This is a genomic window from Megasphaera jansseni (assembly GCF_047974155.1).
Lineage (GTDB): Bacteria > Bacillota > Negativicutes > Veillonellales > Megasphaeraceae > Megasphaera.
On record NZ_JBHYRR010000008.1, the window covers coordinates 89,635 to 101,624 of the forward strand.

At 57.4% G+C, this 11,990-nt stretch carries 10 protein-coding genes; 1 reads left to right on the plus strand and 9 read right to left on the minus strand.

All coding sequences use genetic code 11. The features are described from left to right. Nucleotides 1–17 precede the first annotated feature (17 nt). The 9 genes from hypD to ade all read right to left on the minus strand — a co-directional run bounded on the left by hypD (nt 18) and on the right by ade (nt 10,094). Nucleotides 18–2,435 (minus strand): trans-4-hydroxy-L-proline dehydratase, encoded by a 2,418-nt coding sequence (gene hypD, locus ACE418_RS04820; RefSeq protein ID WP_416449552.1) that lies wholly within the window; start codon nt 2,433–2,435, stop codon nt 18–20. Nucleotides 2,436–2,451: 16 nt separating this feature from the next. Further along, nucleotides 2,452–3,237, minus strand: a complete 786-nt coding sequence (locus tag ACE418_RS04825) for a radical SAM protein (protein ID WP_416449553.1) — start codon at nt 3,235–3,237, stop codon at nt 2,452–2,454. Between the two features lie 142 nt (nt 3,238–3,379). Beyond that, nucleotides 3,380–4,444, minus strand: a complete 1,065-nt coding sequence (locus ACE418_RS04830; RefSeq protein WP_416449554.1) for an ABC transporter substrate-binding protein — start codon at nt 4,442–4,444, stop codon at nt 3,380–3,382. Nucleotides 4,445–4,459: 15 nt separating this feature from the next. Continuing rightward, nucleotides 4,460–5,239: an ABC transporter permease gene (locus ACE418_RS04835; RefSeq protein WP_416449555.1), complete on the minus strand. Its 780-nt coding sequence runs from the start codon at nt 5,237–5,239 to the stop codon at nt 4,460–4,462. After that, nucleotides 5,239–6,066 (minus strand): ABC transporter permease, encoded by an 828-nt coding sequence (locus ACE418_RS04840; RefSeq protein WP_416449556.1) that lies wholly within the window; start codon nt 6,064–6,066, stop codon nt 5,239–5,241. The genes ACE418_RS04835 and ACE418_RS04840 overlap by 1 nt, the downstream gene beginning before the upstream one ends. Then, nucleotides 6,059–7,129, minus strand: a complete 1,071-nt coding sequence (locus ACE418_RS04845; protein WP_416449557.1) for an ABC transporter ATP-binding protein — start codon at nt 7,127–7,129, stop codon at nt 6,059–6,061. The genes ACE418_RS04840 and ACE418_RS04845 overlap by 8 nt, the downstream gene beginning before the upstream one ends. Before the next feature lie 90 nt (nt 7,130–7,219). Further along, the gene (locus ACE418_RS04850) at nt 7,220–7,999 is read right to left on the minus strand and encodes a lytic transglycosylase domain-containing protein (protein ID WP_416449558.1); all 780 of its coding nucleotides are present in this window, start codon (nt 7,997–7,999) and stop codon (nt 7,220–7,222) included. Nucleotides 8,000–8,105: 106 nt separating this feature from the next. Beyond that, nucleotides 8,106–8,348 carry a TIGR04076 family protein gene (locus tag ACE418_RS04855; RefSeq protein WP_298588559.1) on the minus strand — a complete coding sequence of 81 codons (243 nt, stop codon included), beginning with the start codon at nt 8,346–8,348 and terminating at the stop codon, nt 8,106–8,108. Nucleotides 8,349–8,360: 12 nt separating this feature from the next. Continuing rightward, nucleotides 8,361–10,094 carry an adenine deaminase gene (ade, locus tag ACE418_RS04860; protein ID WP_416449559.1) on the minus strand — a complete coding sequence of 578 codons (1,734 nt, stop codon included), beginning with the start codon at nt 10,092–10,094 and terminating at the stop codon, nt 8,361–8,363. A gap of 217 nt (nt 10,095–10,311) precedes the next feature. On the opposite strand from ade, the gene ACE418_RS04865 reads away from it, so the two are divergent. Continuing rightward, nucleotides 10,312–11,706 (plus strand): NCS2 family permease, encoded by a 1,395-nt coding sequence (locus ACE418_RS04865; protein WP_298588554.1) that lies wholly within the window; start codon nt 10,312–10,314, stop codon nt 11,704–11,706. Nucleotides 11,707–11,990 lie beyond the last annotated feature (284 nt).

Below are 11,990 nucleotides of genomic sequence, written 5' to 3' on the forward strand. Positions count from 1 at the left end.
TTATGCACGGTCTTTTTTTATGCCCCAAAGCTTTGCTCCGTGCGGTTGATGATTTCGTCCTGCAGGGCTTTGTCCAGGTTGTTGAAGTAGTCGCTGTATCCGGCGACGCGGACGATGAGGTTTTCGTATTGTTCCGGATGGCGCTGGGCATCGAGGAGGGTTTCCCTGTCGACGACGTTGAACTGGATGTGGTGGCCGTCCATGGTGAAGTAAGAACGGACCAGGGCAGCCAGGCAGGCCAGGCCTTTCGGGCCGGCGACGACGGACGGTGTGAATTTCTGATTGAGCAGGGCCCCGCCCGTCTTGAGCTGTTCCAACTTGGCACAGGATTTGATGACGGCTGTCGGCCCATGCGTATCGGCCCCTTTTTCCGGCGAAATGCCGTCGGGCAGCGGGATATGAGCCCGGCGGCCGTTGGGGCTGGCCCCCATGACCTGGCCGAAGTAGACGTGGCAGGTCGTCGGCAAAAATTCGACAACGGTCCGCGAGCCTTTCGGCGTCGGCCTGCCGGCAATGGTTTCCTGCAGGGCCCGGTCGACGTCGTGGAGGATGGCATCGGCATAGTCGTCATCGTTGCCATATTTCGGCGTGTGATGGAGGAGTATGTCGAGCAGAGCGTCATCCCCGTCGAAGTCCCGGTCGCAGGCGGCGATGATGTCTCCCAGGGTGAACCGCCGCTGTTCAAAGACCTGCTGTTTCAAGGCGGCCAGGGAATCCGTAATGGTCGCAATGCCGACGCACTGGATATAGCTCGTGTTATAGCGGGCACCGCCGGCATTGTAATCTTTCCCCTTGGCGATGCAGTCGTCGGTGATGACTGACAGCAGCGGCACGGGCATGTACTGCATATAGAGCCGTTCGATGAGGTTGTTGCCGGCAATCTTGACATCGACGACGTATTTCAGTTCTTTCAAAAAAGCCTGCCACAAGTCTTCATAAGAAGAAAACTGCAACGGGTCACCGACGTCGATGCCGGCGATTTGTCCCGTATAGGCATCATAGCCGCGGTGCAGGGCCAGTTCCAGGACTTTGGGGATATTCAGGTACCCCGTCAGGACATAGGCTTCTTTCCCGGCCGTCCCGGCTTCGACGCAGCCGCTGGCAATGCCGCAGGCCCGGGCATCGTCGAGGGATTTCCCCAGATACATCAGTTCCTGGACGATGGCTTCGCTGTTATAGAATGCCGGCTGGCCCCAGCCCTTGCGGGAGATTTCCAAGGCCTTTTTCAGGAACCGTTCCGGTGTCTTCTGGGAAATCTGGACGTTGGAGTTCGGCTGGAGCAGGCGCATGTCGTCCATGACTTCCAGGATGAGGTAGCTCACATCACTGACGCCGCAGGTCCCGTCAGGCCGCAGGGCGCCGGTATTGATGTTGCAGAAATCCGTATAGGTCGCGCTTTCTTTGAGGGTAATGCCGACTTTCGGCGGCGCCGGCTGGTTATTGAACTGGATCCACAGGGCTTCCAATAGCTCTTTGGCCTGGTCCCGGGTCAGGCGTCCTTCAGCCAGGTCCCGATGATAGAAAGGCTCTAAGTACTGGTCGAACTTGCCAGGCGAATAGGCATCCCAGTTATTCATTTCCGTCGTCACGCCGATATGGGTGAACCAGTACATCTGGATGGCCTGGCGGAACGTCTGGGGTCGGTGTTCCGGGACGACGTCACAGACGGCGGCGATGTCCAGCAGTTCCCGGCGCCAGACCGGATCGGATTCCTGGGCAGCCCGTTCGCGGGCCAGGGCGGCATAGCGTTTCCCTAGGAGAATCATGCCCCGGCAGACCCAGGCCATGCCTTCCCATTCATCCCGCTTGGTCAAGGCATCCATGTCGTTGTTAAAATCGAGGCTGGCCAGGCGGTCCTGGATGTCCCGCAAAAAATCGCCATAGCCCTTCTGATATATCTTGCCATCGGCCACCGTATGGCCCGGGCCGCGCTGCTGCAGGAATTCCGTGAACATGCCGGCGGCAAACAATTTCTGCCACGCCTTAGGCAGCAGTCCGTTCATCTTGGTCAGCATGGCCCGGTCTTTCCAGTACGGGATGATGACGTCCCGCTGGATTCGTTTGTCCTCCTCGGTCACTCTGAAGAAGACCCGTTCGCGGCTGTTCAGGGTGTCGAAGTCTTCCAGCGTATGGCAGCACAGTTCCGGAAAAGTCGGCGCCGCCCAAGGTTTCGGCCCCTTTTCGCCGACGATGAGCGACCCCCGGCCCAGATAGAGCGTCCGGTGAGCCATGAGATAGTAAAAGGCCTTGCCCCGCAGAACGGGAATGGAACAAGTCCCTTCATACTGCTGGTACGCTTCGGTCAGCAGCACGGCCCGTTCCATGGAAATCGACGGAACCGCACCGTGGACGCTTGCTTCCCGCAGCCGGCGGATGCGGTCCGTACAACCCCGGATGCCTTCCTTGAATTTCTGTTCTTTTAAAGCTATTGCCATGTAAATCCCCTCCTCACTAACCACCGATGACGGTATCATAACCTAGTACAACAAAGGACTGCCGAATGGCTTCCAAGGCCTGCGCGGGTGGGGCGCGGAACGGCTGGAACGGACGCTGCAGGGCCTCATATTTATGGCGTCCCAGCTCATGGTACGGCAGGAGGTGGATTCTTTCCACGCGTATCTGCCGTGCCTGGAGCCAGTCCTGGAAGGGCCGGATATCCCGGTCCCTGTCAGCATTGACGCCATCGACCATAATGAGCCGCAGATAAAGGACGGCGCCGACGTCGCTGAGGCGCTTCAGGTTCTCCAATATCCGCTCATTGCCACAGCCCATATATTGCCGGTGGCGCTGGTCGTCAAAGAGCTTCATATCGTAAAGGAAGAAATCCGTATAGGGCAGGACCTCTTCAAAAGCTTCAAAGGGCACGGCGCCGCTGGTGTCGATGCCGACAGAAATCCCTTGCTCCTGTAAAGCACGGACCAAGGCTCCCACATAGGCCATGGGCTGGGCCATGACTTCCCCGCCGGACAGCGTCACGCCGCCGCCGGAACGTTCGTAAAAAATCTGGTCCTGGGCGGCCTGGCGGACGAGTTCGCTTACGGGATAATAGGTCCCGACGTCATCTTGTCCCCCATCGCTGTGCGCCATCGTCTCGGCTTCAAAGTGCTGGCTCTCCGGATTATGGCACCACGGACAGGCCAACGGGCAGCCTTTGAAGAAAATCGTCGTCCGTATCCCAGGCCCATCATGGACAGAAAATTTCTGCACATTGAAAACCAACGGTCTGCTCTCAGCCATAGCCCTGCCTCCCATTCTCATACAGCAACCTTCAAATAAAAAAGGCCCGTCCCATGACGGGACAGGCCTTCATTGGCTCTATTCTGAACTTGTACTCATTATACTACACATTTGTATGTCTGAAAAGCATTTTTAGAGAAAATCACCAGACCTTGACCTGGATCCATTCGTCGTTGTAGCGCTTATCCCCTTCTTCGCCCAGGTACTGATACGTTTCCTGACCGGCATAGGCTTCTTCCGGCGGGAAGACGACAGGATTATCTTTATAGTCTTCGTCTTCTTCCATGGCCGGGACGGCTGTATTCGGTGTCGAATAGGTCAGGTACTCGAAGTTCTTCAAGGCGATGTCGGGACGGCTCATGAAGTCGATGAATTTATGGGCATTCTCGACGTGTTCGGCATTCTTGGGGATGACCCATGAGTCGATCCAGAGGTTGGTCCCTTCTTTAGGGATGACATAGTCCAAATCGCGGTTCTCCAGGATCATGCGCAGGGCTTCGCCAGAAAAGACGACGCCCATGGCCGCTTCGCCGGAGACGAGCTTGTCCTTGACGTCATCGATGCCGTAAGCCTGGACCAGGGGTTTCTGGGCAATGAGCAAGTCTCTGGCTTCTTTGATCTGCTGGGGATCCGTCGTGTTCAGGGAATAGCCCAGGCGCTTCAAGGCGACCATGAAGGAATCGCGCGGCGAGTCCTGCATGATGATTTCATTCTTATATTTCTCGTTCCAAAGGATGGACCAGCTGTCGACGGGTTCATCGACCATGGTCCGGTTATAGACGATGCCGACCGTGCCCCAGCAATAGGGTACGGCATAGCGGTTGCCCGGATCAAAGGTCTCCGACTGGGTCCAGAACTGCTTGCCGACGTACTGACGGGCGTTGGGCAGCTGAGAATAGTCGAGAGGCTGCAGGAGGTCGTTGTGGATCATCTTCTGGATCATGTAGTCCGACGGGCAGATGACGTCATAGCGTTCGGCGCCGGCAGCGACCAGGGGATACATGCTCTCGTTGGTATCGAATTCGTCCATGACGACGCGGATGCCCGTTTCTTCTTCAAACTGCTTGAGTGTATCCGGGTCGACGTAGTCCCCCCAGTTATAGACATAGACAACGTTGTCCTCGTCTTCTTCGCTTTCAAAGAAGCTGCAGCCGCTCAGGGCCAGGATACAGCAGAGGCCGAGGAGGATCATGCGGATATATTTCATAATGGGTCCCCTTTCCTACCAGTTCCGTCCCAGGGCCAGGCGCCGGCGGTTGACGATGAGCAGGACGGCAAAGACCAGGACGAAGACGAATACGAGTGTCGAAAGGGCGTACATTTCCGGATGGATGCCCAATTTCAATTCGGCATAGATTTCCGTCGGCAGCGTATCGATGCCGGCCCCTTTGGTGAAGTGCGTAATGATGAAGTCATCAGCGGACATGGTAAAGGCCAGCATGAAACCTGCCAGGAGGCTGGGCCGCAATTCCGGCAGGACGACGCGGCGGAAAGCGACGAACGGCGTTGCGCCCAGGTCGCGGGCGGCATCGTAGCAGCTGCGGTCCAGCGACAGGAATTGGGGCATGATGCACAAGATGACGTAAGGCAGGTTGAAGACGACGTGAGCCATGAGGATGGACCCATAGCCCAGGCGCAGGCCCATGCCCAAAAAGAGGAGCATCAGGGAAATCCCGGTGACGATGTCCGCATTGAGCATGGGGATACTGGCCACGCCGAGGAAGACCGACCGCTGCTTGCGGCCCATGCTGCGCAGGGCCATGCAGGTGAGAAGCCCCAGGACGGTGGCGATGGCCGCCGACAAGATGCCGATGGTAATGGTGTTCTGCAAGGCGTCGAGGATGCCTTCATTCTGGAAGAGCTCGCCGTACCATTGCAGGGTAAAGCCCGTCCAGTGGCCGCGGTAACGGCTGGCGTTGAAGGACTGGGCCACGAGGACGCCGATGGGCGCATAGAGGAAGAGGACGACCAGTGCGACGTAGAGTTTCTTTACTTTTTCCATTACTTCTTCACCTGCCCTTCACTGCGGTCGAAATAGGCCGTCACGACCATGTTGACGATGATGAAGACCATGAGCACCAGGGACAGGCCGCTTCCCAGGTGCCAGTCATAGGCCATGGTAAATTCCTGTTCGACAATGTTGCCGATGAGCAGGATCTTATTGCCCCCTAAGAGACCGCTGATGAAGAACGTCGTCAGCGACGGGATGAAGACCATGGTGATGCCACTGATGGCGCCGGGCAGGGACAGGGGCAGGATGACCTTGGTGAAGGTCTGCCAGGAATTGGCCCCCAGGTCGCGGGCTGCGGCGATGACGTTGCCGTTGATTTTGCTCAGGGCCACATAGAGGGGCAGGATCATGTAGGGCAGGAAGTTGTAAATCATGCCGATGACGATAGCCGCCGGCGTGTTGATGAGGTTCACGTCAGGCAGGGACAAAAGGCGCAGGAATTGGTTGAGGACGCCGTTCTTTTCCAGGATGGTCTGCCAGGCCATGGTCGTCAGCAGGGAATTCATCCACATGGGCAGGACGAAGAGCAGGAACAAGAGCGAACCTTTCCCCCGCTTCTTTTCCGTCAGGATGAGACAGAGCGGATAGGCGGCGACCAGACAGATGACGGTACTGATGAGAGCCAGGACGATGGACAATTCCAAGGCTTTCAGGTACTCCCAGTGCGCGATGAGACTGATATTGGCCAGGGTAAAGGCGCCCTGGGCATCGGTCAGGCCATACCAGGCGATGGCCACGACGGGACAGAAGATAAATAAGATGGCCCAGACGAGGAAGGGCGTGGCAAAGAGATTGCGGATCGCTGCTGAATTAATCATTTTCCATCGCCCTTTCGTCTTCCGATTCCGGTTTATTCATGATCTGGATATTGAAAGGGTCCACCCAGAGGCTGACTTCGTCGCCAGGCTGGTAGTGCTTCGTCGATTTGACCAGCCATTCGATGCCCCGCGCCTGGATGGTAATGTTATAGGTCATGCCTTCGAAAATCGTCTTGGTGACGACGCCGTTGAACCCGCCGTCCTGAGGGGGCCGCAGTTCCATGTCTTCCGGCCGGATCTGGACGTCGACGGGGCGGTTGGTCCCGAAGCCGACATCGACGCAGTCGAAATCGTAGTCGGCGATGCGCACGAGCTTGTCGTGGACCATGAGGCCGTCGACGATGTTGCTGTCCCCGATGAAGTCGGCGACGAAGGCATTTTCCGGTTCATTGTAAATGCTTTCCGGCGTGCCGATCTGCTGGATATAGCCCTGGTTCATGACGACGACCGTGTCGGACATGCTCAGGGCTTCTTCCTGGTCGTGCGTGACAAAGACGAAGGTAATGCCCAGTTCTTCTTTGATCTTGATGAGCTCCAGCTGCATGCTGCGGCGCAGTTTCCGGTCCAGGGCGCTCAAGGGTTCGTCCAGGAGCAGGACCCGCGGTTCATTGACGACGGCCCGGGCGATGGCCACACGCTGCTGCTGGCCGCCGGACAAGTCGACGATGTTGGCGTGTTCGTACCCGTCCAGGTTGACCAGTTTCAAGGCATAGCGTATCTTATCGCGGATATAATCGCGGGACTTGCCGTGTATCTTCGGCCCGAAGGCGATATTTTCGGCGACGTCCATATGAGAAAAAAGAGAATAATTCTGGAACACCGTATTGACCTGGCGCCGGTTCGGCGGCAGCTGGGTGATATCGGCCCCATCGAAGAGGATACGCCCTTCATCAGGCGTTTCAAAACCGGCAATGAGGCGGAGCGTCGTCGTCTTGCCGCAGCCGCTGGGGCCGAGGAGAGTCACGAATTCATTTTCAGAAATCGTCAGATCAAGGCCATCTAATACCTTGTGCCCATCGTAGGTCTTGGATACGTGCTCCAAGTGAATTAATTCTTTTTTCATTTCACAACTCCTTTTTTCATCCCTTACGGCCTGGAGGCCGTAAAAAAAGGGAGATCGCATAATCGCTGATGCGAGGTCCCTTCCTCGATATTATTTTTTACTGCTTCGCGTGTCCCAGGGCCGCGACGTCGTCCAATACGACACGGGCTGGGGGCTGCGGGTCGAAGATTTCACGCGGACCACCTTCGGCTGGACAGCCGTCGTTCTGGTCTGCACGGCAGCCGTTTTCTGACTGTGCTGTTCATGCCATTCTTTCAAGCTCGGGAAAATAGGCGCTTCCTTTTCCGTCACCGTCATGGCCGCCCGCTTGTACGGCTTCAGGGCCATGGCTTCGTGGCCGGCGAGGCGCCAGATTTCCCGCCGCGTCTGTTCGACGGTCTGGACGTAATTCATGGTCTCCGTATAATGCGGCACGCCACGGGCCCGGTCGACGGCACCGGGGCCGGCATTATACGCCGCTTCGGCATAGACAAAGGGCCGGTCCCACGTGCGGTAGCGTTCGACCATCTGGCCGAGGTATTTGACGCCGCCAAAGATGTTCTCCCTGCGGTTGTAGGGATTGACCTTGAGCGAGGCTGCCGTGGACGGCATGAGCTGGGCAATGCCGACGGCACCGACGCCGGAAACGGCAGTATTATCGAAATGGCTTTCGGTCGTAAAGACGGCGGCGACGAGAATCGGATCGACGTCATACGTATAGGACGCATCACAGATATCCTTGGCGATGGCTGCCGCTTCACTGCCGCGGATATATTTGCTGACCTGGTCATAGACCATTTCTTCCTGTGTAATGGCCTGCACCGGCATCAAGGCCATGAGGCCGATGAAAAGGGCCGCCATCTTTGTCTTACAGGCTTTACTGAGTATCAACTTTCACATTCCTCCCCACTCACGACTATCATTCCACTTTTCATTATATCACGGTCGTCAAGCCATTTGCCAATACCTTCTCGTTCTGCCCTATTAAGGTTCTGCATCATTGTTCCACGACGCGGAAGACGACGCCTTCATCGCAGTCAGGACACTGGATATCCGACGGCCAGAGCGACCCCTGGCGGCCGGCGAAGACATAAGGATAAAGGGCCTGGAGGGCGGTCATGCAGAGGGCGCCGCTCTTTGCTTTATCGATGACGGGCCCGTCGAAGACGATTTCATCGCCTTCTTTATAAAGATCACAATGGGACTTGATGACGACTAACTTAACTTTCTTGGCATCCATAATCATACCTCCTTAAAGTTCAATGGGAACGAAATCGAAGGCTTCGACGTCGAAGAGGCCCGTGTCCAGCAATTTCAGCTTGGGGATGACGGGCAGGCTCATGAAGCACAAGGTCATGATGACGTCGACATCATCACTGACGCCCAGGATATGGTGAGCCTTGTCATAGAGGTCGTCCATGGCCGCATCGACAGCGGCGGCCGGCTGGTCGCTCATGAGGCCGGCAATGGGCAGCGGGATGGCGGCCAGGACCTTTCCGTCCAGGACGATGGCCATGCCGCCCTTCTGGGCTTCCAGGGCCGTAACGGCTGCGGCCATGTCGCCATTGTTCGTGCCGGCGACGATGATGTTATGCGAGTCATGGGCCACGGACACGGCGACGGCGCCCTGCTTGAGGCCGTAGCCGCGCAACAGGCCCAGGCCGACGCAGCCCGTGCCGTGATGGCGTTCGACGACAGCGGCCTTGACGATATCCGCCTGCGGATCGTAGACGAAATCGCCGCGATCATCGCGATGGATGCGGGCCTGGCCCTTTTCCGTAACGACGCCGCCTGGCAGGATATCAATGGTCCGGACCCGGTCCGACGTCAGGTGCATGACCAATTTTTCTTCCGAAAAGCCGGCGATGCAGACGGAGCTGCCGACGGCGCTGTAATCAGCCCGCGTAAAGGGCAGGAGATACTGGCCCTTTTCCGCGGCTTTCCGGCCGCCGATGAAGGTCGCCAGGACGTGGAAGTCCTTCAGATCTTCAAAGAGGACGATGTCCGCCCGCTTGCCCGGTGCCAGGGCACCGCGGTCGTCGAAGTGGTAGCAGTCGGCAGCGTTGAGGGTCGCCATGGTGATGGCCGCCTGCGGCGACAAGCCGGCAGCGACGCAGAGGCGCAGGTGTTCGTTGAGATGGCCCTTCTCGAAAATCGTCTTGGGATGGAGGTCATCGGAGCAGAGCAGGAAGCGGCGCAGATTGGCCGGCGTCACAGCCTGGACCAGGTTGGGCAGGTCATGGCAGGCCGAGCCGTTACGCAGCATGACGTACATGCCGGCCTGGAGACGCGCTTCGACATCGTCCAGGGTGAAACATTCATGGTCCGTCCGTATCTGGGCCGACGCATAGGCCTGCAGGTCCTTGCCGGAGACGCCGGGGCTGTGGCCGTCGATGGGCTTTTTCGCCTCATAAGCGGCGACGAGCTTATCCAGGACGGCGTCGTCACCGTTCAGGATGCCCGGGCAGTTCATGAATTCGCCGACGCCGAGAATGCGGTCATCAGCCAGGGGCGCTTTCATATCGGCGGCTTCCAGGACGGCCCCGCTGTGGTCGAAAGGCGTCGCCGGGACGCACGACGGCACCATGAAGCGGATGTCCAGGGCCGTCTTTTCGGCGGCTTCCATCATATAGCGGAGACCGGCCAGGCCGCAGACGTTGACGATTTCATGCGGGTCGGCGACGACCGTCGTCGTCCCCAGGGGTACGACGAGGCGGCCGAATTCTTCCGGGCTGACATAAGACGATTCGATATGGATATGGCTTTCAATGAGGCCCGGTGCAGCATAGGCGCCATGAGCCTCGATGACTTCCTTTCCTTCATAAGGGCCGCCGACGCCGGCGATGATGCCGTCGGCGATGACGATATCCCCGGGCCGGATAGTCTGTGTATAGACGTCGACGATCTGGCAGTTTTTAAGGACGACGTCCCCCGGTTCCAAGCCCCGGGCTACGGCAATGCGCCGTTTCAAAAGATTCCGTGTCATAGTCATAATGTACTCCTTCCTGTCGGTAAAGGCGTAAGATTTTTATCTTTCGGACTCATTGTACCATAAATTTCCTTTTTTTGACAAAATAGTTGCCCAAAAAGGCAGAACCCCCTATAATAGTTATATTCAGTTGATGTCCGTCGCTTTCCCTTGTTTCCTGTTTTTATGCAGATGGCGTCAACTTGTTTTATTACTAAAGGAGTGTGAATGTATTATGGAAAACCAACCGTCCTTTCTCGACCGTTTCTTCCACTTGAGTGAAAATGGCACGACGGTCCGCACGGAAATCCTGGCTGGTATCACGACTTTCATGACCATGGCCTACATCCTGGCCGTCAACCCGACCATCATGAGTGCTGCCGGCATGGACAAAGGCGCCGTCCTCACGGCAACGGCCCTGGCTTCCCTCATCGGGACACTGTGCATGGCCTTTTTTGCCAACTATCCCTTCGCCCTGGCACCCGGCATGGGCCTGAACGCCTTCTTTGCCTTTACGGTCGTCCTGCAGATGGGCTACACCTGGGAAATGGCCCTGGCCGCCGTCTTCTTTGAAGGCGTTATTTTCATCATCTTGTCGCTGACCAATGTCCGCGAAGCCATCTTCAACGCCATCCCCATGACTTTGAAGAAAGCCGTCTCCGCCGGTATCGGCCTCTTCATCGCCCTCATCGGCTTGTTGAACGCCCAGATCATCGTCGCCAACCCGGCCACCAAGATTGCCTTGTTCTCGTTCAAGCAGTCGGCCGCTACGGGCACGTTCCACACCGTCGGCATCACGGTCCTCCTGGCCATGATCGGCATCGTCTTCACGGCCGTCCTGATGGTCAAGAAAGTCCGCGGCAACATCCTCTGGGGCATCCTCTTCACCTGGATCCTGGCTATCCTCTGTGAAGTAACGGGCCTTTACGTGCCCAATCCAGAAATGAAGATGTTCAGCGTCATCCCCGACCTGTCCGGCGGTGCCGCTGCCTTTGCTCCGGCCAGCCTGAGCCCCATCTTCGGCCAGCTCGACTTCAGCCGCGTCTTCAGCCTGGACTTCCTGGTCGTCATGTTCGCCTTCCTCTTCGTCGACATCTTCGACACCCTGGGCACGCTCATCGGCGTCTCGTCCAAAGCCAACATGCTCGATGAACGGGGCCGCCTGCCGCACATCAAAGGCGCCCTCCTGGCCGACGCCGTCGCCACGACGGTCGGCGCTGTCCTCGGGACCAGTACGACGACGACCTTCGTCGAAAGCGCTACCGGCGTCAGCGAAGGCGGCCGCACGGGCCTGACGGCTGTCTGCGTCGCCGTTCTCTTCGCCTTGTCGCTCTTCCTGTCGCCGTTCTTCATGGCCATCCCGGCCTTTGCTACGGCACCGGCCCTGGTCATCGTCGGCTTCCTCATGCTGACATCCGTCGCCGGCATCGACTTCGACGATTTCAGCGAATCCATCCCGGCATACATCACCATCATCGCTATGCCCTTCTGCTACAGCATCTCCGAAGGCATCTCCTTCGGCATCATTTCCTATGTCGTCATCAACCTGCTCACAGGCAAACGGGAAAAGATTTCCCTCCTCATGTACTGCCTGGCCGTCATCTTCGTCATGAAGTATATTTTCCTGTAAGAGATGGGGGTTCGTGGCTAGTGGCTAGTGGTTCGTGGCTAGTGGTTAGTGGCTAGTGGTTAGTGGCTAGTGGCTAGTGGCTAGCCTAAAATGCGTAGGGGCGCCACGTGGGGCGCCCGCTCCTGAAAAATGGTTCCAACGCTTTATCATGTCGGGAAAATCGAACATATCCTGAAACGGGCTCGCCACGTGCGAGCCCCTACAGACGAAAAAAGAGGCTGTCGCATTAAGACAGCCTCTTTTTACGTTGATCGTAGGTCGTTCATCGTTTGTCGTATGGGATT